Origin of the sequence: Salegentibacter mishustinae, assembly GCF_002900095.1 — a bacterium.
In the GTDB taxonomy this organism is placed as follows: domain Bacteria; phylum Bacteroidota; class Bacteroidia; order Flavobacteriales; family Flavobacteriaceae; genus Salegentibacter; species Salegentibacter mishustinae.
In genome coordinates this window covers 1,463,508-1,487,620 of record NZ_LLKN01000002.1, presented here as the reverse complement: position 1 = coordinate 1,487,620, position 24,113 = coordinate 1,463,508, and the positions used below count along the sequence as shown (strand labels likewise).

Sequence of the window (24,113 nt, the reverse complement as noted above, 5' to 3'; positions counted from 1 at the left end):
CTGAAAAGAAATCCCAGGCTTTATTTATTTAAATTTGGGTAATTTATTAAAGATCGTGAGCGTTTGCAATAAGTTCTGCAACGTCCATCACTTCTACACTATCCTCTTTATTTTTATCTTTCACACCATCTGTCATCATAGTGTTGCAAAATGGACAACCGGCGGCAATAACTTCAGGTTTTACTTCCATAGCCTGCTCGGTTCTTTCTATATTCACATCTTTATTTCCAGGCTCCGGTTCTTTGAACATCTGCCCGCCTCCGGCACCGCAGCAAAGTCCGTTAGATTTACATTTACGCATCTCTACCAGCTCTACTTCCAGCTTTCTAAGTAGATCACGCGGAGCTTCATATTCGCCATTAGCACGACCTAAATAACAAGGATCGTGAAATGTGATACGCTTACCTTTAAATTTTCCGCCTTCAACTTTTAATTTTCCTTCATTTAAAAGAGATTTTAAAAATTGTGTATGATGCATTACTTCGTAATTCCCACCTAAGGCAGGATATTCATTCTTAATGGTATTAAAGCAGTGTGGACAGGCGGTTACTACTTTTTCTATTTCGTAACCATTAAGAACCTCAATGTTTGTAGCAGCCTGCATTTGAAAAAGGAATTCGTTTCCAGAACGCTTTGCAGGATCTCCAGTACAACTTTCTTCGGTTCCTAAAACAGCAAAATCCACTCCGGCTTCGTGTAAAAGTTTTACAAAAGCTTTAGTGATCTTTTTTGCTCTATCATCAAAACTACCAGCGCAACCAACCCAAAATAAAACTTCGGGTTTTTTACCTTCTGCCATATATTCGGCCATTGTGGGTACTTTTAATGCTTCTGCCATATCTAATTCCTTTTAATTTTTTCAAAAGACTTCTGCAGTCCTGAAGTGTAAAATTTTTTCTTAAATCTTATGCGGTAGCGCTTTCAGAAAAATTAATTTTCTTTTGCCCAATTTAATCTGTCCTGTTGATTATATGGCCAGGGCGCACCGTTGTTTTCAATATTTGTCATTGCAATTGCAAGTTCATTTGGAGCAGCACTTTCTTCCATCACCAGGTAACGTCTCATATCTAGAATAATAGATAAAGGGTCTATTCCTACCGGGCATGCTTCTACACAAGCATTACAGGTAGTACAAGCCCAAAGTTCTTCTCTCAATATAAAATCGTCTAGCAACTGCTTGCCGTTATCTTCGTATTTCCCTTTTTTATTAATAATCTCTCCTACTTCTTCTACCCTATCTCGGGTATCCATCATAATTTTTCTTGGAGAGAGTTTTTTGCCGGTTTGGTTTGCAGGGCATTCTGCGGTACATCTTCCGCACTCGGTACAGGTGTAAGAATTTAATAATTGTACCTGGTTAAGATCAAAAACATCTGAAGCTCCAAACTTTTCAGGTTCTGCACCTTCCTCTTCTTCAGGAGGAGCAGCGAAGGGATCGGCATCAGGATCCATCATTAATTTAACTTCATCGGTTACCGATTGTAGATTATTCATCTCACCCTGCGGACGAAGTTTTGAGAAATAAACGTTCGGGAAAGCAAGAAGAATATGTAAATGTTTTGAATAATACAGGTAATTTAAGAAGAAAAGAATACCTAAAATATGCAACCACCAGGCTGCTCTTTCAATTATGATAAGCGTGGCATTGCTCATTCCATCAAAAATAGGTAGTAGAAACTGGCTGATAGGGAAAGCTCCGGTAATGCCAGCTTCACTTGCATAATGTGGCGCGCCATTTAATTGAAGTTGGTAATCTGTAGCATTCATTACTAGGAAAAGTATCATAAGTACCATTTCGAAATAAAGAATATAATTGGCATCGTTCTTAGGCCATCCTTTTAATTCCCTGCTTAAAAACCGATAAATATTAAGAACATTTCTTCTTATCCAAAAAACGATTACGCCTATTAAAACCAATAAAGCAAGAACCTCAAAAGAAGCGATTAGTACATCGTAAAAACCACCCATAAACGAAAGAATACGGTGTGTACCAAATAATCCGTCTATAATGATTTCTAGAACTTCAATATTAATTATTACGAAACCAACATAAACTATTACGTGAAGAAATCCAGAAACTGGCTTTTTAACCATTTTGCTCTGGCCAAACGCGATCCTTGCCATTTTAGCAAACCGCTCTCCATTATTGTCAGTGCGATCTACTTCTCTTCCTAATTTAATGTTTCTTACTAACCTTCGAATATTTCTAATAAAAAATCCGATTCCCGCCACTAAGGCAACTAAAAATAAGACTTGGGCAATAATTTGCATAGTTGGTTATTTAGTTGAATCCTTTTCTTTGGGTTCCTGATAAGGTTCCGGGTTCTTTCCGAAAACAGAAAAATGCACGTATCGCTTAGGATTCAGTTTTACGTCTTGTAGTAATTGCTCCAACTGTTTGGTAGCATTGTCCAGGTTGTTATATACGGCATCATCATTAATTAACTTCCCTGCGGTACCTTCTTTATTATTTAATTTATCTGAAATACTTTCAAAATCGGCCACTACCTTCTCAAGATCTTTGGTGATCTTACCAATGTCCATTTGAGTTAAGGTATCTGAAAAAGAATTAAAATTAGTAGTCATTTCGTCCAGGTTGGTGAATGTTCTATCTAATTTCCCTGAATTTCTACCAACAATGCCTTCTAAAGTATTTGCGGTGACTTTAAATGAAGCTACAGTTGCGTTAAGATCTTTAAAGGTGTTTCTAATATTATATCTAGTACTGTCATTTAAGATTTTATTCACGGCTGTTACCAATGAATCGGCGCTAACTATGGTGTTTTCAACCTTTTCCTGAAGTGGTGTCAACCTATCATTAACCAACTCCATGATACCTTCTTCAATTTCACTGTTAAGGGTATCTCCAGTTTTAGCCATTTCTTTCATCTTGTAATCTGGAATAATAGCTAAAGATTTGCCACCTATAATATTTCCGCCATAAATTTGGGCAGTACTATTTTTTGAGAACTGAAAATCATTTTCTACGGTAAAACTTACTACAAGAGTTCCTTTGCGATCTAGAAAGTTAATTTTTGTAACCTGGCCCACCTTAAGACCGTTTATAGTGACCGCTGAAGAAGGTGAAAGACCTTCTACATCATTATAAACCGCATGAAAAGTTCTACTGGAGTCCAGTAGATTTTTACCTTTTAAGAAACTATAACCAAAAATAAGTAAGAGGATAGCAATTATTGCTAGCAAGGCAGTTTTTACTTCACGTGTAAATTTCAAAAGCTATTTTTTTAAGATAAGGACAAATTTAGAAATAAAAATAGAAAAGAAGCGTTAATTCACTCTGTTTTTAACGCCTCATTAACTGTAATCTTGCTGCCATCCTTAAATGCAACGATGTAACTTGATGGATATCCGTTTCGCTTAGCTTCCCTGTGTAACTCAGTAATTTTAGCATAATCTGAAGTAGCTCCATAATAATATTTGTACAAACCATCCTCTCTAGATCGTTCTACATTTTGCAATCCTTTGAAATTATATGATTTAGTTTCCAGGCGTTTAGAACCCGCTGCAAGTTGAATTTTAAAAGTAATATCTTTATAAACCTGGCTTTGATTATTAGTACTGTTAACAGAAACTTCTCCTCCAATATCCTCCAGGCTGGAAAGATTGATACTATTTGCATATTTATCTATAGCCTCTACAATTGCTGCAGCCATTTTGTTTTGTCCGCTGGTACTATTTAAATAAGGCCCTTCGTGATTATTGGTTAAAAATCCTGTTTCTATAAGAACACTTGGCATTACCGCCATTTTTAATACAACGAATCCGGCTTGTTTTACACCGCGGTTTTTTCTTTTTAGATCGTTCGTAAAGTTTTTCTGTACAAAATCTGCCAGAAGAATACTTTGGTTTAAATATTCTTCCTGCATTAACGCCATTCCTATATAAGATTCAGGAGAATTGGGGTTGAACCCATCGTAGGTTACCTCGTAATCTTCCTCTAAAAATATCACCGAGTTTTCTTTTTTGGCTACTTCAAAGTTTTCCTGGGTTTTATGCAATCCCAATACAAAAGTCTCTGTACCATAAGCCTGGGAATTATGAGAATTACAATGTACCGATACAAAAAGATCTGCATTGGCCTCATTAGCAATTTTAGCTCTCTGGTCTAAAGGAATAAAAACATCGGAATCCCGAGTATAAATAACCTCTACTCCACCTTTTCTTTCCAGGGCTTTCCCAATCTTTAAAATAATATTGAGCGCAATATCCTTTTCCTTAAAACCGTTTCCCATATTACCGGGATCTTTTCCACCATGACCGGCATCAAGCACAACTACAAAACGATCTCGGGGCTTATCGTTAAATGCCAGCAAACTTTGAAAGCTTGTAAGAAAAATGAAGAAAAATACGAAAAGTTTAAGTAGGTTCGTTCTCATAAAAAGGTAACGCTAAGTTTATGCTGATTATTTTAATTACTTTTTTTCAGTGAATCTCAAATCTAAGCTGAAAAAATATATGTAATTTTGAAATTGCAAAAAGCAAGCCATTCTTTACAAAAATAGCACTTAGAGCATTGCAAACAAACATACCCAATATACTTTTTTGCTGTATTTTTATACTGCTTCCTCTCGTTGGTCTAAACGCTCAGGAAATAGGAAATAATAAAGAGATAAATATAGATGCCAAAGAGAGAGATTCCCTTGTTACTGTTGGTGATTCCTTACCTCTCGCCCAAACCATTAAGGCAACCGATAGTATTTTAGGAGACTCTTTGCAGGTTCCTCAAAAAGGAAATCAGCTTATTACCGATGCGGTGAAGTATCAGGCTAAAGATTATATGCGGATTAGCCAAAAGGAAAATCGCATGTTTCTCTATAATGAAGCACAAATTATCTACGGTGATATGCAAATTAATGCCGGCTTGATCATTATAGACAATAACAAAAATGAAGTTTATGCCTACGGAATTCCCGATTCTACCGGGGCATATTCGCAGAAACCTGTATTTGTTCAGGCAAATCAAACCGTAGAACCAGATTCTATTCGCTTCAATTTCGATACTGAAAGAGCGCTGGTTTATAACTCGAGGACACAACAGGCTAATTTTAATGTTAAAGGCGAAGTTACCAAGCGGGAAAACGATTCGGTATATTTTATGCAAAATGTGCGATTTACTACTGATGAAGATTTAGAAAATCCAGACTATTATTTCTATGCCAGACGAATAAAATTTGTTCCAGACAAGAAAATTGTAGCCGGACTAGTAAATATGTATATAGCCGATGTTCCTACTCCTTTAGGATTACCATTTGGTTATTTTCCTTTAACCGAAGAAGAAACTTCTGGTTTTATTATCCCCAGTTTTGGAGATAGTCAACGTGGCTATTTTCTGCAAAATGGAGGTTATTATTTTGCAATTAGCGATTACGTAGATCTACTTACCCTGGGAGATTACTATACCAATGGCAGTTATGCCGTGAGATTAGAAAGTAATTACGCAAAGCGTTATCGCTACCGAGGAAATGTTAGAATTCGTTACGAAAACCAATATCAAAGTGAACGTGGTTTTCCTGACTATGCAGAAAGAACAGAATATAATATACAGTGGTCGCATAATCAAGATGCCAAGGCAAATCCCAATTCCCGGTTTAATGCCTCTGTAAACTTAGGTAGTAGTACTTACTATCAAAACTCTGTAAATCAAATGAATACCGGTAACTTCTTAACCAATTCTTTAAGTTCATCTGTATCTTATAGTAAGACCTTTCCTGGCGAGCCGCAGGTAAATTTAAGTATCGCTGCCAGGCATAACCAGAATACAAGAACACAAACTATAAATATGAGTTTGCCCACTTTACAGGCGAGTATGACGCGTATTTATCCTTTTGCTTCTAAAACCGGTTCAAAAAAGGGATTAATAGAAAATATCAACTTCCAATATAACCTAAGGGCCGAAAATCAGATAAGAACTACAGATTCTCTTTTCTTTAAGCCAGAAATGTTTGAAGATGCTAATTATGGTGCACAACACTCAATTCCGGTCGCGACCAATTTCAAATTATTTAATTATTTAAGTGTTAGTGCAAACGCAAACTACGAGGAAAATTGGGTTTTCAGGACTTTTGAGCAATCTTATGATGAATTTAATGATGAAGTTGTAATAGATACTATAAACGGTTTTGATTCTTACCGAACCTATAATTTTGGGACTAGTATTGGGACTACACTTTATGGTTTAAAAAACTTCGGAAAAGATAAGAAGATACAAGCCATTAGGCACGTGATGCGTCCTTCCATAAGTTATAACGTAAACCCTGCATTTAACCAGTATTACGATACTTACGAGAGAATTAACCCGGCAAATCCTATTGAAACTAATATGGTAGATTATTCCAGGTTTGATGGGACATTATATGGAGCACCGGGCAACCGGTTTTCAAGTTCGCTTGGCTTGAGTATTAGTAATACCCTTGAGGCCAAAGTACGGTCTAAAGATAGTACAGCTACTGAGCCTGAAAAGATCACCTTACTAAATAACTTTAGTATGAGTACCGCATATAATCTTGCTGGTGAGGCAGGTGAACCCAAGCTTTCTCCTATTGCTTTAAGAGGTAGTATACCAATTATTAGAGATAAAGTAGATATAAACGTTGCGGGTAATATGGATATCTATGCCCTGGATAATAATAACCGAAGAACAAACGAGCTTAATATCAATAACGGCGGGAGTTTATTTAGGTTTACCAACGCGAACGTAAGTTTTGGCTATTCTTTTTCCAGTAAGGATTTTGAAGATGAAGGCGATGATGAAAACGAAGATGATATAGATAATGACACCTATCGCGGTGGTGGAAGGCGTGATGATCTTTTTGGAAAAGGATCTGACCTGGAAGGAAAGTTTTATGATGAAGAAGAAGATCCTTTTGCCGATGAAGATCGCCAGGAAAGAAATGATAATTGGTATAATTATAAAATTCCTTGGGATTTAAGAATGTCTTATACCATGACCTACAATAACACGGCGCGGCAAAATGAGATAACTTCTCATTCCATTATGTTTTCTGGTGATGTAGAACTTTCACCTAAATGGATGGTTGGCGCTTCATCTGGTTATGATCTAAAAGATTTAGGATTTACCTATACCCAATTAAGATTTCAGCGAGATCTAAATACCTGGAGATTAAGTTTTAACTGGGTGCCTTTTAGCGAGCGTAGATCCTGGTATTTCTTTATAGGAATTAAATCGTCTATTTTAAGTGATATCAAATACGACAAGCGAAATGAACCAGACCGTAGATTATAAATTTTAAATAATAAAATGATGAAAAAAATAATCAAAACCGACAAAGCTCCGGCTCCAATCGGACCTTATAACCAGGCTGTTTTAACCGGAAATATGCTTTACATTTCAGGACAAATTGCTCTTAATCCTGAAACTAACGAGTTGGAAACTGAAGAACTTCAGAAAGAAACCAAAAGAGTAATGGAAAATCTAAAAGCCATTCTCAATGAAGCCGAAATGGATTTTGAAAACGTAATAAAAACATCCATTTTTATTAGTGATATGAATAATTTCGCTAAAATAAATGAAGTTTATGGTTCTTATTTTAATGCGGAAACCGCACCTGCCAGAGAAACCGTAGAAGTAGCTAATTTGCCAAAATTTGTAAATGTAGAGATTAGCGCTATCGCAGTAAAGAGCTAATAATTACTAAACAGATAGGCTTCTTTTTCGAAATAATTGGAATAATAACCTTCAAATGTTTGTTGGTCTTTGCCCCAGTGCTCCATTTTATAAAGTCCGGCGAAAAAGAATACATTAAAATCATGATATTGAAAAACATGAATAACTTCGTGGGCAATGGTGTTATAGTAAAATTCCCCTTCAGTATTCAATAAAATAGAAGTACCAATAGCAGCTCCCCGAAAACTTCTATCACTAGTGAAATAGCTGTCGCCGGAGAAAACAAATTGACCTGTTTTTAAACTTTTCTTTGGTTCAAATTTATTATAAAAAGCTGTATAGGCCGTTAATAGTAATGCTACCGGTTGAACTCTATACTTTACCTGCAAACGTTCTTTGGTATGAAACTCTATTCGGTTAAAGCCTATATTTAAATTCCATTGTTCCCAGAAATTTCGGTTAGAAGCTGCATTTTCAATAATAGAAGTTCCTGCTGAATTTACAAATTTAGCCGGCCAGCCATAGGTGAGATTTTCCTGTTTAGCAATTCTTCCTGCAATCACTTTACTCTCAAAAACTAAATAACCTCCAAGAGCACCCTGTGCCATTCCTTTAAATAAAACCTTGCCAAACCTTTCCTGCGGTTCTTTGTTGATAACAGCACCAATTCCACTAAAAACCGACCCAATTCCTATATTAAATAAAGCAGCCCCCTGTATAATTATTCTGAGAGCGCAATGATTGCGCTGACATTATAAAAACAAAGAGAGCTAATAGAATAAAACCTGGCGTTATTTTCAAGAAAAGAGCTTAAGTTTTAAAAAGCCTGCATGAGCAACCTGGCACTCGCAGGGTTTGTAGCAAGTGGAATATCGTGTACATCACATAAACGCATCAACATAAAAATATCGGGCTCGTGCGGATGTTTATCTAAAGGATCTCTAAAGAAAATTACCATATCTACTTTCCCTTCTGCTATACGCGAAGCTATTTGCGCATCTCCTCCCAATGGTCCCGAAAGTAATTTCTCTACTTCAAAACCTGCAGATTCTGTTTTTGCACCTGTAGTTCCCGTAGCTATGAGTTTTATATTTTTTGCTTGAAGTGATTCTCTATGGTTATTTAGAAATTGAACCATCTCGGCCTTCTTACCGTTATGTGCAATTATTGCGACTGTTTTCATTTTTATACAGATAAAATATCAGAAATGCGAAGCAGATCTTTGTTAATAGTTGGTTTCGATTTTAAGGCTTTTTCTAGTTCAATAGCCTGTATTTCATTATTCATCATTCCCACCATAATATCGCGCTGGCCATCTAAAGCAAGTTCAACTGCTTTTACGCATAACCTGCTTGCCAAAACACGATCAAAACAAGTAGGACTTCCCCCGCGCTGAATATGGCCCAATACAGTTACTTTCGCATCATAGTAGGGTAAATTCTCCTTAACGTAAGCGGCCAGTTCAAAAACGTTTTTACCAATTTTGTCTCCTTCAGAAACAATAACAATACTGGATGTTTTTCCAGATCTACGGCTACGCTCCAAAGAGTTTAGCAATCGATCTAAACCAAGATCTTCCTCGGGAATCAAAATTTCTTCTGCCCCTGCTCCAATTCCGCTATTTAAAGCAATAAAACCGGCATCGCGCCCCATCACCTCCACAAAGAACAACCTGTTATGTGAGCTGGCGGTATCTCTTATTTTATCTACAGCATCAATCACCGTATTTAAGGCAGTATCATAGCCTATGGTATAATGTGTCCCGAAAATATCGTTATCTATTGTTCCCGGAACTCCTATAACGGGAATGTCGTGTTCTTCACTAAAGATTTGTCCCCCTTTAAACGTTCCATCGCCACCAATAAGGATCATAGCATCAACATTGGCTTCTTTTAAATGTGCAGCAGCTTTCGCCCTACCTTCTTTAGTTCTAAATTCTTTAGATCTGGCCGATTTCAGGATAGTTCCTCCTAAATTAATGATGTTGCGTACACTACGGGCATTAAGCTCAATATATTCGCCATCTATCATTCCCTGGAAACCCATCATAAAACCTACGCATTCTATACGATAATAAGCGCAAGCCCTAACAACAGCCCTAATTGCAGCATTCATTCCGGGAGAATCTCCACCGGAAGTCATCACTCCAATTCGTTTTATTCTTTTTGTCATATTTTCAATTTCTTGTCTAAAATTACAAACTCAGGCGCTACCTTAAAAGAAAAAAGAAAATTTTTAGAGGTTGTAGTTTAATTTGAATTTTCGTCTGGAAACCTTATATAATCAGGTGCTACAGGACGAGTTTTTGCTTTCTGTTTAGTTTCTTCATTTAAAGCTGTAATTTCGGTGCTGGCAATTTTCCTGATCAATTCTTTGAAAGTATCAAAATCTACCGAATAAGATAATCCAATACCTTGTGTAAAACCAATCTCTTCCCCTATAAACTGGATATTGTTTTCCCTGTTAAAGACCTTAGCTCTCAGGGTTCCGTCTTCATTTAGAAGAAAATCTATTTCCAGGTCGCCCACAATAATCGATTCGGTTACTCCGCCAATAGGAACTCCAACCTGGCCATTAATAATAACTCTATCGCTAATTTGAGTGGAAAGAGTTAATCCAAACCTATCAACAGTTTGCTGATCTGGGGTGCGATCTCCCTGTACGTAATTTACGCCCACCTGGAATTTACCATCATCCCCAGCAAAAATATCATTTACAATACTGGAGGCTCTTTCTGCTAGTGTACCTGTAATTGCATTTTGTCTTAGTCCAAATTCACTATAGAAAGCTCCCTGTGTCACAAGAAATAAAGCCTGGAGTTCTTTACTTGCACGGTCGTCCATTCTATATTCTAATTCTGAACGAACTACAGAGCTAGCATTAGGAAATGCAATATCAAAAGTGATATCTGGTTGTTCTATTTCACCCATTAGATTGATAATGACTTCCACGGGAATTTTTCTATTTATAGAAGGATTCTCTAGCAAAACCGCTGGATTGGCGTTTAAGGCATAGATCGCGCTTACATCTAATTGGGCATCAGTAGGATCTCCATTCCAATTGATGCTACCTCCAGACTCTACTTTAAAAACTTTTTGAACAAGCCCGGCATATTTAAAATTATAAACACCTTCATAAACCACAAAGTCGCCCCACATATTAAATTTTCCATTGGTATTAATTTCCAGCAACAAGTTTCCTGAACCGCGACCTCTTAGAGTACTTCCACTAGTTTGGTCTACTACTACTTCAACTTCAGCATCATTAGTAATATCAAGATCAAAAATAAGTTCAACCCCGGTAACTTCAGGCAGTTCTATATTTTGTCCTGCTTCCCGGGCGGCTTTTTCCTCAGGACTTAAGAAATGGATATATGAATTATCTCCAACCGATTCGGTGTCACTTAATGGGATTTTAAAAACCGTCCCGCGCTCTGTAGTGGCGGTAACATCTATCACCAATTGATCTGTAGGGCCGGCAATACTTGCATCCCCGCTTATAAAAGCAGTTCCATAATAAAGCGCGTCTTCATCGCCTTCCGTATCCAAAACAAGAAGCCTATTAGTATCTATATTAAGATCCAGGTTCCATTCCTTGAAATTTTCATGGCCAATACTTCCATTAAGGGTTCCGGTAGTTTGGTATTTGGTATCTACTATTTCAACATCATCAAAAATAAATTCCTGCTGGTTTAAATTAACTACGGCAGCATCATTAAAAGCAAGGTCAACATTTAGGTATGGGATTTTTAAACCTGCATTTTCCAAACTTATATTTCCCGAAAAATCCGGATTTTTATAATTCCCGGCAACTTTAGCATTTCCAGAAGCAGCTCCTCGAATATTGCTGATCACTTCTCCACCCAGCGGACTAAATGCCGCGAGGTTTAAATCTTCCAGGTCTACATCCATATCAATGGTGGGTTCGCTCCCACTCACATCTATATTTCCAATGGCATTTAAAGATTCGTGACCATTTTTCCGCAAGTTGGCATTTATGGCATAATTGGTTAGGGTTTCATTTCCTTCAACATTAAGAACAAGGTTACCCAACAAATTATCATTGATATTTAATGAATCTATCCGTAAGTCTGTATTTGGATAATAGGCTCCGTTTTCCTGCAGTAGATCAAGTTTACCATTTAGCATTCCGGCGAGACGAAGACTATCTACGTGCGGTGTTATTTTACCGATATCTACTTCATCAAATTCCATTTTAAAATCTTTATAAGTACTATCGCGCATTTCCCCACTAAGCCTAATTTCTTCATTTTTATGGCTCATTACCAGCGAATCTATGATGATGTCCTTAAAATCAAGATCAAAAACTATCTTGTTATTTTTATTTCCTTCCTCATTTAAATACCAGGTATTATTTTTAAAAGTAAGATCAGATCGCTGAATTCCCACTACCGATTTATTTTCTTCATTGATCGTGTGAAAGAGGTTGACATTGAAAAAATCCTCATTGTTTCTTCCACCCTGAAATTCAGATCTTATAAAAAGCGTATCTCTTTGGGTAACATTAATAAAACTGAATTCAGAAAAGTTATAAAAGTCTGTAGCAACACTATCGGCTTCAAAATAAGTATTATAGATAGGGTTAGTGTTGTCTACGTTTAGGTTTACAGTCTCCATCATATTCCCGAAAAGATCTATCCTTGGCGATCGGAAATTCACTTTAAATTCAGATTCGTCTGAAGCTATTTGGCCACGAACAAATGTATTTGGAGCAAGGTTAATTTCGGGATAAAAAACTTCTACAATTTTGTTATAAATGTCAAAATCGAATTCTAGGTATTGGTTATTTGTAATGGTTCTAGGCTGATAATTAGTATAAATACTTCCCAAAGAATTTTCTATTAAAGGTCTTATTTCTGAAAGAATAAAATCTCCTTTAATTTCACCACTAATCACATCAGGAGAGTTTATGCTTAGGGTTCTTACAGGACCTTCAAAACTGGAGGTAATACTGAAATCATCGAAATAATAAAGATCGTTCTGGTTTTGGTAAGAGGTATTCAGCAATAAAATTTCACCAAAAGCATCATCTATACTTGTGCCTTTCATATTCATAATCACATCTCCCTTAAAAATAGAAAGGCTATCGCGAGACACGAAGTTAAGCGCATTTAGATCGGCATAACCTACTGATGCTTCAAAATCGTAATTATTAATATCTTCAGAGAGGTCGGCCAAACCGTTGAATTCCATTTTTAAATTAGGATCGTTGGCCATCAATAATCCATTAAAAACAGGATTCCTAAGATTTCCTATCACCCTAATTCCCTGATAGGTATAGTTATTAAATTGCAATTTTGAAATCTGCCCTTTTAACTCGGCATCCAGGGTTTCAGCGTCAAATCCGGTTCCATCTATATCGAGGTTAAAACTTGTTTTTCCCAGGCTTTCATTATTTGCAAGTTTTCCAATATTTACATCTTCAAAAATCAGTTTTCCTGTATAGGTTACATTTTGTGAATTATCAAACCCACGTAAAATTACATCTGCTTCTGCAGATCCCAATTGGGTATTTATTATCACATCGGCATCCAGGTTAGAACCGGTCACAATTGCAGCTCCCCGCATTCTCAAATTACCAAATTCACGTAAAGTTTCGGGAAGTTTGCCCCTTAGATCGCCGGGTAGTAGATTAACTAGATCGTAATAATTGGTAGTGAATTCAGAAAAATCTCCGGTTAGTTTAAAATCTTCTCCTCCCCGGGAAAAAGCACCTTCAATATTTACATCACCTTCTACCCTGCTTCGATCCATCCCGGTTAATTGGAGGTTAGGAAGATCGAAACTATTAAGCGTACCTTCAAAATCGGTATTTAATTGCAGAATTTGATCGTCGCCAAATTCAGCATAAAAAGCCTGAAGATCTGTACTTGAAACAATACTTTCGGTGAAATTTCCCGTAATTTCTACTTTATTAACAAAATCGGAAAAATCTTCAGTTTGATAGTTAAACTCGAGGTTAGCATTCACTAAAGATTGCGGTGTTTGAAGCATAAGATCGTCAAAAACCATTTGCTCGGGAGTATAAAGGAATCTGGTGCTTAAATTATCTATATTTAGCCCACGTTTTTCTTTTCCTTTTAGTCCTTCGATAATTACACTCACCTCCGGACCTTTTATTTTTAAATTTCTAGCATAAATATTTAGGCTATCCAGCACTAAAAATTCAGGGTTTTCGCTGTCTTCATTGATGAAACTATAATTTCCGTCAGAAATCTCCACCCGGTCAACCAGGAGCTCAAATTGCGTTGAATCGCCGGTAGGCTGACTGCTTAATTTTTGAATAAACTGCCCCAGGTTATCTCTATCTTCTCCCTCGTATTTCCTCATATTTACCTCTAATCCTTCTAAATAGGTATTACCCAAATTAGGATTATTGCTGAGCAGGTTAGAAATCCCGGGCAGCGAAGTGCGTAATTCTTCAGAAAAAATTAAGGTATCTTTATGATGATCTTCAATATAAATTCCGTTAATTTTCACCCTTCCGAAGTAAGTTAAACTTACCCGGTCTATAGAAATATTAACGTTGTTTTTTTCCTTGAGCGAAGTGGTAATACGATTTGCAACTTCGGTTTGTACGGCAGGAATAGAGAAAATTATCAAAACAATGACAAAAATCAAAAGCAGCGCAACCACTGTTCTAGTTAATATTTTCCAGAATTTTTTGATACGCTTTTATATTTTAACTTTGTACACAATATTAACAATTTCTATGCCCCTTATTTCTTAATGGCTTCACAAAATATTTACATATTAGGGATCGAATCTTCCTGCGACGATACAGCCGCAGCTGTATTACATAACGGCAAAATACTATCTAACATTGTTGCTACACAGGAAGTACATCAACAATACGGTGGTGTAGTTCCAGAACTTGCTTCCAGAGCACACCAGCAAAATATAGTTCCAGTGATCCACCAGGCCATAGCCAGGGCAAATATCGATAAAAAAGATGTATCTGCAATTGCATTTACACGCGGTCCCGGTCTTATGGGATCATTATTGGTAGGCACCTCTTTTGCTAAATCTTTATCGCTGGGATTAGGAATTCCGCTTATTGAAGTTAACCATATGCAAGCGCATATTTTAGCGCATTTTATTGAAGAGGAAAATTTTAAAAAACCAAGTTTCCCCTTCCTGGCCTTAACGATAAGTGGTGGGCACACTCAAATTGTGAAAGTTTCTAATTATTTTGATATGGAGGTTATTGGGGAAACTACAGATGATGCCGTAGGCGAAGCTTTTGATAAAAGTGCTAAAATTATTGGTCTACCCTATCCCGGCGGACCTTTAATAGATAAATATGCAAAGGAAGGAAATCCTAAAGCATTTCCATTTCCCAACCCTAAAGTAAGCGGATTAAATTTTAGTTTTAGCGGATTTAAAACTTCGGTGCTTTATTTTGTGCAGAAACAAACCAAAGAAAATCCCGATTTTATTGCGGAAAACTTAAAAGATATTTGCGCTTCTATTCAATTTTCTATTGTTAGGATCTTAATGGATAAACTAAAGAAAGCAGTAAAGCAAACCGGAATTAATCAAATAGCCATCGCCGGTGGTGTTTCAGCAAATAGTGGCATTAGAAATGCATTAATAGATGCCGAAAAGAGATATGGCTGGAATTGCTTTATTCCTAAATTTGAATATACTACAGATAATGCTGCGATGATTGCTATCGCAGGGCATTACAAATATTTGGAAGAAGACTTTTCAGACTATTCTATTACTGCCCAGGCACGCTATAAATTTTAATCGATGCAACTTTTCTACACCCCAAATATTGAAAAAACCGACAAGCAAATCATTTTTCCCAAAGATGAAAGTCGGCATATAGCAAAGGTTTTGCGAAAAAACCAGGGTGATATTTTAAAAGTTACCAATGGAAAAGGTTTCTTATTTACGGCCGAAATAATTGAAGCGAATCCAAAACAGTGTTTAGCTAAAGTCATTAATTTTGAAGAAGAAGTTTCTAAACCTTATCGTTTACACCTTGTAGTGGCGCCAACCAAAATGAATGACAGGTACGAGTGGTTTTTAGAAAAAGCTACCGAAATCGGGATTGATGAGATCACTCCTATAATTTGTGATCACAGTGAAAGAAAAATCATAAAACTAAATCGTTACGAAAGGGTTTTACAAAGTGCAATGAAACAATCATTGCATTATAGATTACCTGTTCTTAATGAAGCGATTGCTTTTTCAGAATTTATAACTACTGAAGTTAAAGGTCAAAAATTCATCGCGCATTGTGAAGAAGATATTTCACGCATTTCGTTAAAGAATGAAGCTAAAGAAAAAGAAACAGTCACTATTCTTATTGGCCCCGAAGGTGATTTTTCGCCTGAAGAAATAAAACTTGCTTTAGAAAGCGAATGGCGAGCGGTAAGCTTAGGAGACAGCCGCTTAAGAACTGAGACCGCTGCCATTGTTGCCTGCCATACTATTGCGCTAATTAATCAGGATTAGGTTGCGCGACGATATTTTATTGATATTTTTACGTTTATGTTGAGTTTTAAAAAATATATCCTGCTATTTCTTTTTCTTGGTTTTTTTCAATTCCTGGAAGCCCAGGAGATCGCGCTATTAAAATATAATGGCGGTGGCGATTGGTATGCCAACCCTACTTCCCTACCCAATTTGATCACTTTTTCAAATAACAACATCGGTACCAGTGTTAAAAGTAAACCTGTTACCGTTTCACCCGGGAGTTCAGACATTTTTCAATATCCTTTTGTACATATGACGGGGCACGGAAATGTAATCTTTAACCAGGAAGAAGCTGAAAACCTTAGAAGCTATTTATTAAGCGGAGGTTTTCTGCATATAGATGATAATTACGGCATGCAGCAGTATTTAGAAAAGGAGTTAGAGAAAGTATTTCCGGAGAAAAAACTGGAAGAATTACCTGCAAATCATCCTATATTTTCTACTGCTTTTAATTTTCCTGCCGGTTTACCTAAAATTCACGAACACGATAATAGACCACCACAAGCTTTTGGTATTTTCGATGAAAATAGGTTGGTTCTATTATTTACTGTAGAAAGTGATCTTGGTGATGGCTGGGAAAGCCCCGAAGTGCATAACGATCCCGAAGAAGTGCGATTAAAGGCATTAAAAATGGGAGCAAATATTTTAAAATACGTGTTTGAAAATTAATGGAACAGCTCTCTCATTTTGATGAAAAATTCAGCAAGAAAAAATTTCCCATCACTCTGGTGTTAGATAATATTATCGGGGAAGCAAATATTGGTAGCATCTTTAGGCTAGCAGATGCTTTTAACATTGAAAAGATTATTTTTTCTGGAATTGAACCTAATCTTAAAAGCCGAAGACTTCAAAAAACTTCCAGAAATACACATAGGACCGTAAAATACGAATTAACCGAAGATGCGATTCATTTCCTCAAAACCGCAAAAACAAATTCTGAAATTTTTTCACTGGAAATAACTTCAGCAAGCATTCCAGTTGAAAATTTTCACTATTCCGGGGAGAAAAAGAAAATTATTCTAATTCTGGGCAATGAGGCTTCAGGAATAAATAATGATTTCCTGGATATTTCTGATAAACATTTGCATATCAATATGTTTGGGCAAAATAGCAGCATGAATGTTGCTCAAGCCACAGGAATAGCGTTATATGAAATATCAAAAACAATATCGGCATTCGATAAGAAATAATATATTTACCTCGTGAATTCAAAATCAATTACTTTAGGAATCTTAAGAGCAACAGGAATAATGATTGGCATTATTCTTTTACTCTATTTTTTATATGAAATCCAATCGGTATTGGTTTATATCGCTATTGCCGCGGTAATTTCACTTGTGGGACGCCCGGTAGTTATCTTTTTAAGGCAACGATTAAAAATTCCCAATCAACTCTCGGTAGTATTAGTACTTATTCTGGTTCTTTCCATTTTCGCGGGCATTATCCTGGTATTCGTTCCAATCGTTATTGAGCAAAGTCAGTATTTAAGTCGAATAGATATGGATGCTTTTAGAAGCGATCTTAATGAGCTTAACAACCAGGTAAACAATTACCTGGGAGTAGAAGAAATCAATTTAATTGAAGGCTTAAAGCAAAGTGAGTTCATTAGAAACTTTGATATTAGCGCAGTTCCCACACTGCTTAACAATGTTTTCAGCATTTTAGGAGCTACATTGATAGCAATTTTTTCTATACTTTTTATATCCTTTTTTCTCTTAAAAGACAGTAAGCTAATGCTAAATAGCATTTTGGTTTTTGCCAACCGTGGAGATGAGCAGAAATTTCAGCGTGTTTTTAATAAAATAAAAATTCTATTATCCAGATATTTCGTTGGGCTAACATTACAAATCACGGTTTTATTTGTGCTTTATGCTATTCTATTGAGTGTTTTTGAAATTAACAATCCCATAGCGATCGCATTTATTTGTGCATTTTTAAACCTGGTTCCTTATTTAGGCCCACTTTTCGCCGGAGTTTTAATGGCGCTTTTTGTGATTTCGAGCAATCTGGGCGCAGATTTTCAATTGATTATTTTACCGAAACTAGGCTATATAATGCTGGGTTATGCTATTTGCCAGCTTATAGATAATATGATCTCACAACCAATGATCTTTGGTGCCAGTGTAAAATCGCATCCTCTGGAGATTTTTCTTATTATTCTAATCGCAGGAATTATTTTTGGGATTACCGGAATGGTTGTAGCAGTACCTTTTTACACCGCCCTAAAAGTAATAGCCAAAGAATCTTTAAGCGAATACAAGATCGTAAAACGACTCACACGAGACCTTTAAATTATTATTTTGAATAAAGCCTTATTAGATCCCGAAGTTCAGGAGTTTTTAAGGAAGAACCTGAAAATGTCTCCTGCTGAAATAGCGCTTCGCGGAAGCCCTTTTCCCGGTATTTCTTCTTCAGAACTGGCACAGCAGTTAACGGGATTACAAAAAGCCGAAAAGAAGCTGCCTGGCTGGTTCGAGCAGACGGAAATATATTATCCTCCAAAAGTTAACTTAGAACAAACTTCCTCTGAAACCACGGCAAAATATAAAGCTTCACTTGTAAAGGGAGATAAATTAATAGATTTAACCGGCGGTCTGGGAATAGATGATTTCTATTTTGCCAAAAACTTTAAAGAAGTAGTTCATTGCGAGTTAAATACTGAATTATCTAAAATTTCTGCACATAATCTAAAGCATTTAGGCTGTAAAAATATTAGCTTCAAGAATCAAAACAGTATTGATTTCCTTAAAGATTCCAATATACAATACGATTGCATTTACGCTGATCCCTCCAGACGTGATGGCTCTGGTGGAAAAGTCTTTAGACTCGCAGACTGTTTACCGAATATTCCAGAAAACCTGGAATTACTTTTTAGTAAATCTGATACAATTCTTATTAAAACCTCGCCACTACTCGATTTGCAAGCTGGAATTTCAGAGTTAAAATTTGTAACCGAAATGCATATTGTTGCAGTTAATAATGAAGTAAAGGAATTATTGTGGTTTTTGAAGAAAGAAGAATGTGTTTCCCCAAAAATTAAAACCCTAAATTTTACTAAAAATAAGGTTGAAAAATTTGATGGGAATTTTAATAATAGTCCAACTGATGTAAATTATTCGCTTCCAAAAAGTTTCCTTTATGAACCCAACTCAGCAATTATGAAGAGCGGATTGTTTGAAGCAGTTGCTGGCCAAATTCAAACTTCAAAACTGCATCCTAACTCACATTTGTACACTTCAGATAAAGAAGTTGTTTTCCCTGGCAGGAAATTTAAGATTACTGAAATACAAGAATATAAACCAGGAGTGTTAAAGAAAAAGTTTAAGAATTACAAAGCGAATATTAGCGTTAGAAATTTTCCTGAAAGTGTAGCCGTGCTAAGGAAAAAATTTAAAATAAAAGATGGCGGTAAAAATTACTTATTTTTTACCACCAATATAAATAACGAAAAGATTGTACTTTTTTGCGAGAAGATTTAGGCTCTATCCTGAAGCCTGTCTTTTACGAATTCTACCTTAGTTTTACCGTGAGGTGTTGGTTTCCCTTCTTCGTCTAAAGTCACCATAATTACCTTGTCTATAGTAATTATCGTAGAACGGGTCATTTTGTTTCTAACCTCACATTTTAGCGTTAATGAAGTAGTTCCAAATTTTAATACTTCAATTCCTATCTCTACAATATCACCCTGTTTAGCTGAATATTGAAAATTAATCTCACTCATATATTTGGTGACACATTTCGAATTTTCCAGCTGAATAATGCTATACAAGGCGCATTCTTCGTCTATCCAGGCCAATAATTTACCGCCAAATAAGGTGCCATTTGGGTTTAGATCTTCAGGTTTGATCCATTTTCTGGTATGAAATCTCATCTTTTTCTTTTAAAATTAATCATTAAAAATGGGCTGGTAAAAGCTTTTTAAAGATTTACCAAACCCATAAAATTTAGATAAGTTATTTTTATTTCCCCTAAAAATAGGGCCTTAGAATTGCAAAAACTTATAAATAGTTTTTAGCGGCTTCAATGATTTCAGCGTGATCAAAAGCAAGTTGAGGCAAGTCATCTATACTTACCCAGGATGCTTCTGCAGCATCATCACCGGCACTAAGATCTTCTTCACAAAAGATTCTACTTACAAAAGCTATAGAAATGGTTCTTCCTCTGGGGTCCCGACCCGGCGCACCAAAAGCTCTCACTTGCTCCATTGTTTCTACAGCTACTCCGGTTTCTTCCTTAAGTTCTCGCTTGGCCGCTGTTATCAAATCTTCAGATTCGTTTATAAAACCTCCCGGTAAGGCCCATTGACCTTCAAAGGGATCATTTTTTCTTTTGATAAGCAAAACCTTAAATTCATTATTAGCATTACAAAAAACTACACTATCTACGGTTACTGCTACTTCTTGCTGTTTCATTTTATTTTAAAGTTTTAGGTATTTGTATATCTGTTTTAAATCTTTTATTGAATTTTTCTATAAAATATGCTGAAAGTAACGGAGACGCTTCTTCAACATTTTGATGAATAAAGAAGTAAACATTCTCCAGGCCTTCCTTATGCCATTCTTCCAATCTATCCAACCAATCGTCCAGCCTCGTGTAATCTGAGCTGTGATTGGCGCCGTTATACCTTATAAAAGCTGTTGGATTACTCAATCTCATATGAATAAGATCACGTCTTCCGGCGGTATCGGTAATTATATGCGCTACATCTCGTTTTTTTAATACATCATAGAATTCATTGGCCACTGTTTCATCAGCATACCAATCTTCGTGTCGTACTTCTGCAGAAAGCGGAATTTCTTTTGGCCAATGCTCGAAAAAACTATCCAGTCTTTCTAAAAATTTAGGAGCAAAATTTTCAGGCATTTGCAGGAAAACCGTTCCCAATTTTTCTTTTAGCTGAAGCAGGTTTTTAATGAAATCGTCTGTTAATTCCTCGGTTTCATTTAAGCGTTTTAAATGACTAATGAGCCTTGGCACTTTTGGGAAGAACTTAAAATCATCGTCTGCTTTTTCATACCATTTTTTAAACTGCTCTTCCTCGTACATCCTATAGAAGGACCCATTGAATTCTATGCTATTAAACTGCGAAGAGTAATATTTCAACTCGTCTTTTGTACCTCTTGGATAGAAGTTCTTAAGATCTTTTCTATTCCATTTCGCACAACCTATTCTAACATCCTTAAATCCTCCATTATTACCTTTATCATTAAGAACTTTAATGGTGTCGGGATGCGTTTTAGGCAGGTTAAAGTCTATATTTTCGGGATGTTCTACTTTTCCAAACTTCATTCTAAACTAATATTTGTTAAAGTAAACCGTTTTTCTATTGGTGAATTCTTTGATTCCGTGATGCGATAATTCTCTACCATAGCCAGAAATCTTAGTGCCGCCAAATGGTAGTCTTGGGTCACTCTTAACAAGCTCGTTCACGAAAACGGCTCCATCTTCAAATTTGGGAACCATTTTAAGTGCAAATTTTTCATCTTCTGTAAAAATGGAAACACCAAGGCCAAAATTGGAAGAATTAACGAGATCTACCGCTTCCTGGTCATCTTTAAATTCGGTTACAGAGATCGCAGGTCCAAAAGTCTCTTCATCAAAAATTGGCATTCCTTCTTTGGCTCCTGTTATAATAGTTGGTTCAAAATAAGTCCCATCGCGTTTTCCGCCTAAAATAATTTTTGCCCCTTTTTTTACGGAATCTTTGATCTGGTCTTCCAGGTCTTCAGCAAGGCTTTCTTTAGCCATTACCCCGATAAAAGTTTCTTTATCCATAGGATCGCCACTTTTTAATTCGCGAACCTGCCTGGTGAATTCATCCAGGAATTCTTCAGCGATATCTTTATATATTAGTAAACGTTTCCCGGCAATACAGCTTTGTCCTGTATTTTGAAATCGCGCTTGAACACAGGTTTTAACGCTTTCAGCAATATTAGCGTCTTTAAATATTACCAGAGCATTACTTCCGCCAAGCTCTAAAACCGATTTCTTTATTTCTTCACCGGCAATAGAAGCTACACTGCTTCCCGCCCGGCCGCTACCGGTTAAGGTTACGGCTTTTACATTCGTATGTCGTATTATATTTTCAACTTTTTTACTGCCAATTACCAGGTTTTGGAAACAATCTTTTGGAAAACCTGCCCTTTCAAATACTTTTTGAATATTATTGGCAGAAAGCATCACGTTACTTGCGTGTTTTAGAATTCCGATATTCCCGGCCATAAGTGCCGGTGCCGCAAACCTAAATACCTGCCAGAATGGATAATTCCACGGCATTACTGCCAAAACAACTCCTATAGGCTCATAAGCTACATAAGAGTTTTTAGCATCGGTTTTTATCTTTTCATTTTCTAATTGAGATTCTGCATTCTCGGCGTAATATTCACAAACCCAGGCGCACTTCTCTATTTCTGCAGTAGCCTGGGTAATAGGCTTCCCCATTTCTTTTGTAATAGCTTCTGCATATTCCCGGGAATTGTCCTTAAGTTCTTTCGCAGCTTTCATCATTAAATTACTGCGCTCGGCAAATGAAGTTTCCTTCCAGGATTTAAACCTGGAATGAGCTTTTTGTATGCATTTTTCAACTTCGGTATCACTTAATTCGTGATGGTTAGAAATTTCCTCTCCTGTATATGGATTCCTTGAAATTATCATTGGCGATTTAATGTTTTAAGAATTTGGTTGATCTAGGCTTTCATTTAAAGATAAAAAGAAGAATAGGCTTAGGCAGGCCGATTAAGACGATTTTAACTTGTAGAAATGTTTATAACTAGTTTACAAGTCTTTAAAGGGGCTCGACTTTTGAGGTATTAAGTTTATTAAATTTAAGAAAACACAGTTCTTATGATACCACGTGACCTTCAATTAGTAGCACTTAGGCCAGAAATTCCTTCTGCCAGAGTTTCAGAAAACATGAGTTTAGACGAACAATTTCAGAACAGAACTTTACGGCCAATCGCCAAACTTCAGGATGAATTGTTATTGGAAGTCTTTAGAAATTACACCAAAAAACACAAGAACAAATTCTATGAACTTAAGCTTGAAAAACGCTTTATTTACATTGAAAACGCAATCCAAAAGGATATAAAATTCAGAAATAGTTTAAAGGGTATTATAATAGGACAATTCACTTTAGAGGAATATGCCACTTATATTGAGAATTCTTCGGCCTTAAATAAACGTATGATGAATATTGTAAAAGAGCGTTTACAAAGCAATATTCAGCTTTTAGAGGAGGAAGTAGCGTACTAGAAGTCCGATTAAAATAGTGATCGCAAAACTCATTAATGTACCTATAAGTACGTATTCGGTTTGTTTTCTGGCACTTGCATCGGTTTTATCACTAAAACGTAAAATAGATTTCGCGGCTATAAGAAAACCTATTGCCGAAAAGTTATTGGTAAGAATAAAGGTTAAAACCAGAATTCTTTCAAAAATACCTATATACCTTCCTGCAGCTTCCAGGCTGTGGCTTTCACCATTAGGTTCAAGTTCATTATGCCAACGGCTGGTAGCTTTCCCAATTAGAAAACCCGTGGGAAAAATAACCAGTAAATATCCCATTAAAATTGCGAGGATTTGTGGTGAAGAAAATATTTCAGTGATAAAAGGAATCAATTCTGAAAAACCTTCAATAAGATAAAGCCAAACCAAAATTATGATGAGGATGTGCCATAATTGATCTAATAAAAACAGTTTTAAGGTATCGTCTTTATGCTGAAGCTTCCATAGATCGATAAAAAAATGGCTTAAACTAATTACAATGGGTATATACCATAAATCCCATTCCTGTAGAAAGAGATAAGTTAAAAAACCTGCTAAAAATGAGTGAAAGTATAAAAACCAGGAGCTTGCTTTTTTCTCTCTTTTTTGTTTTACCATTTTAGTGGGTTGCAGCACAAAATCGGTTAAAATATGTGCCAGGAGAAGTTGAAGCAAGATTAATGTAGTTTCTTCCATAA

General features: G+C 36.2%; 22 protein-coding genes. 9 read left to right on the top strand and 13 right to left on the bottom strand.

The genetic code is table 11. From position 1 onward, the window contains the following. Window positions 1–46 precede the first annotated feature (46 nt). The 4 genes from APB85_RS09665 to APB85_RS09650 form a co-directional block, all read right to left on the bottom strand. The gene (locus tag APB85_RS09665; protein ID WP_057483157.1) at window positions 47–838 is read right to left on the bottom strand and encodes a (Fe-S)-binding protein; all 792 of its coding nucleotides are present in this window, start codon (window positions 836–838) and stop codon (window positions 47–49) included. Between the two features lie 92 nt (window positions 839–930). Next, a complete protein-coding gene (locus tag APB85_RS09660) occupies window positions 931–2,271 on the bottom strand; it encodes a (Fe-S)-binding protein (protein WP_057483156.1) in 1,341 nt (446 codons plus the stop codon). Window positions 2,272–2,277: 6 nt separating this feature from the next. Next, complete coding sequence (locus tag APB85_RS09655) at window positions 2,278–3,234, bottom strand: MlaD family protein (RefSeq protein ID WP_057483155.1); 957 nt, start codon at window positions 3,232–3,234, stop codon at window positions 2,278–2,280. A gap of 59 nt (window positions 3,235–3,293) precedes the next feature. Continuing rightward, on the bottom strand, window positions 3,294–4,397 hold the full coding sequence (locus APB85_RS09650) for an N-acetylmuramoyl-L-alanine amidase family protein (protein ID WP_057483154.1): 1,104 nt from the start codon (window positions 4,395–4,397) through the stop codon (window positions 3,294–3,296). A 137-nt stretch (window positions 4,398–4,534) separates the two neighbouring features. Here APB85_RS09650 and APB85_RS09645 point away from each other — a divergent pair, with 137 nt between their 5' ends. After that, on the top strand, window positions 4,535–7,264 hold the full coding sequence (locus APB85_RS09645; RefSeq protein ID WP_057483153.1) for a putative LPS assembly protein LptD: 2,730 nt from the start codon (window positions 4,535–4,537) through the stop codon (window positions 7,262–7,264). Between the two features lie 18 nt (window positions 7,265–7,282). Next, window positions 7,283–7,666, top strand: a complete 384-nt coding sequence (locus APB85_RS09640; RefSeq protein ID WP_057483152.1) for a Rid family detoxifying hydrolase — start codon at window positions 7,283–7,285, stop codon at window positions 7,664–7,666. Here the strand turns inward: APB85_RS09640 and APB85_RS09635 are convergent. From APB85_RS09635 to APB85_RS09620, 4 genes are all read right to left on the bottom strand, one after another. Then, window positions 7,663–8,253, bottom strand: a complete 591-nt coding sequence (locus tag APB85_RS09635; RefSeq protein WP_063870609.1) for a hypothetical protein — start codon at window positions 8,251–8,253, stop codon at window positions 7,663–7,665. The two genes, APB85_RS09640 and APB85_RS09635, sit on opposite strands and share 4 nt — an antisense overlap. 209 nt (window positions 8,254–8,462) lie before the next feature. Then, complete coding sequence (locus APB85_RS09630) at window positions 8,463–8,828, bottom strand: methylglyoxal synthase (RefSeq protein WP_057483150.1); 366 nt, start codon at window positions 8,826–8,828, stop codon at window positions 8,463–8,465. A 2-nt stretch (window positions 8,829–8,830) separates the two neighbouring features. After that, window positions 8,831–9,817: a 6-phosphofructokinase gene (gene pfkA / locus APB85_RS09625; protein WP_057483149.1), complete on the bottom strand. Its 987-nt coding sequence runs from the start codon at window positions 9,815–9,817 to the stop codon at window positions 8,831–8,833. Window positions 9,818–9,894: 77 nt separating this feature from the next. Beyond that, window positions 9,895–14,301, bottom strand: a complete 4,407-nt coding sequence (locus APB85_RS09620; protein ID WP_229792217.1) for a translocation/assembly module TamB domain-containing protein — start codon at window positions 14,299–14,301, stop codon at window positions 9,895–9,897. 93 nt (window positions 14,302–14,394) lie between these two features. On the opposite strand from APB85_RS09620, the gene tsaD reads away from it, so the two are divergent. Genes tsaD through APB85_RS09590 form a run of 6 tightly spaced genes read left to right on the top strand, consistent with a single transcriptional unit; the run spans window position 14,395 to window position 19,631 of the window. Then, window positions 14,395–15,417 carry a tRNA (adenosine(37)-N6)-threonylcarbamoyltransferase complex transferase subunit TsaD gene (tsaD, locus tag APB85_RS09615; RefSeq protein ID WP_057483148.1) on the top strand — a complete coding sequence of 341 codons (1,023 nt, stop codon included), beginning with the start codon at window positions 14,395–14,397 and terminating at the stop codon, window positions 15,415–15,417. Between the two features lie 3 nt (window positions 15,418–15,420). After that, complete coding sequence (locus APB85_RS09610; RefSeq protein WP_057483147.1) at window positions 15,421–16,131, top strand: 16S rRNA (uracil(1498)-N(3))-methyltransferase; 711 nt, start codon at window positions 15,421–15,423, stop codon at window positions 16,129–16,131. A 36-nt stretch (window positions 16,132–16,167) separates the two neighbouring features. Beyond that, window positions 16,168–16,821: a DUF4159 domain-containing protein gene (locus APB85_RS09605; protein ID WP_057483146.1), complete on the top strand. Its 654-nt coding sequence runs from the start codon at window positions 16,168–16,170 to the stop codon at window positions 16,819–16,821. Beyond that, on the top strand, window positions 16,821–17,342 hold the full coding sequence (locus tag APB85_RS09600; protein ID WP_057483145.1) for a TrmH family RNA methyltransferase: 522 nt from the start codon (window positions 16,821–16,823) through the stop codon (window positions 17,340–17,342). The genes APB85_RS09605 and APB85_RS09600 overlap by 1 nt, the downstream gene beginning before the upstream one ends. 60 nt (window positions 17,343–17,402) lie before the next feature. Beyond that, on the top strand, window positions 17,403–18,443 hold the full coding sequence (locus APB85_RS09595; RefSeq protein WP_373295154.1) for an AI-2E family transporter: 1,041 nt from the start codon (window positions 17,403–17,405) through the stop codon (window positions 18,441–18,443). Between the two features lie 9 nt (window positions 18,444–18,452). Beyond that, the gene (locus APB85_RS09590) at window positions 18,453–19,631 is read left to right on the top strand and encodes a class I SAM-dependent methyltransferase (RefSeq protein WP_057483143.1); all 1,179 of its coding nucleotides are present in this window, start codon (window positions 18,453–18,455) and stop codon (window positions 19,629–19,631) included. On the opposite strand, the gene APB85_RS09585 is transcribed toward APB85_RS09590, so the two are convergent. From APB85_RS09585 to APB85_RS09570, 4 genes are all read right to left on the bottom strand, one after another. Beyond that, a complete protein-coding gene (locus APB85_RS09585; RefSeq protein WP_057483142.1) occupies window positions 19,628–20,023 on the bottom strand; it encodes an acyl-CoA thioesterase in 396 nt (131 codons plus the stop codon). The two genes, APB85_RS09590 and APB85_RS09585, sit on opposite strands and share 4 nt — an antisense overlap. Before the next feature lie 127 nt (window positions 20,024–20,150). Beyond that, window positions 20,151–20,564, bottom strand: coding sequence for an NUDIX domain-containing protein (locus APB85_RS09580; protein WP_057483141.1), 414 nt, complete (start codon window positions 20,562–20,564; stop codon window positions 20,151–20,153). A gap of 1 nt (window position 20,565) precedes the next feature. Beyond that, a complete protein-coding gene (locus tag APB85_RS09575; RefSeq protein WP_057483140.1) occupies window positions 20,566–21,441 on the bottom strand; it encodes a DUF72 domain-containing protein in 876 nt (291 codons plus the stop codon). Window positions 21,442–21,447: 6 nt separating this feature from the next. Further along, window positions 21,448–22,806: an NAD-dependent succinate-semialdehyde dehydrogenase gene (locus APB85_RS09570; protein ID WP_057483139.1), complete on the bottom strand. Its 1,359-nt coding sequence runs from the start codon at window positions 22,804–22,806 to the stop codon at window positions 21,448–21,450. A gap of 189 nt (window positions 22,807–22,995) precedes the next feature. Between APB85_RS09570 and APB85_RS09565 the strand changes: the two genes are divergently transcribed. Then, window positions 22,996–23,403 (top strand): hypothetical protein, encoded by a 408-nt coding sequence (locus APB85_RS09565; protein WP_057483138.1) that lies wholly within the window; start codon window positions 22,996–22,998, stop codon window positions 23,401–23,403. On the opposite strand, the gene APB85_RS09560 is transcribed toward APB85_RS09565, so the two are convergent. Continuing rightward, entirely contained in the window at window positions 23,380–24,111 is a 732-nt protein-coding gene (locus tag APB85_RS09560) for a DUF3307 domain-containing protein (RefSeq protein WP_057483137.1), read from the bottom strand. The two genes, APB85_RS09565 and APB85_RS09560, sit on opposite strands and share 24 nt — an antisense overlap. Between the last annotated feature and the right edge of the window lie 2 nt (window positions 24,112–24,113).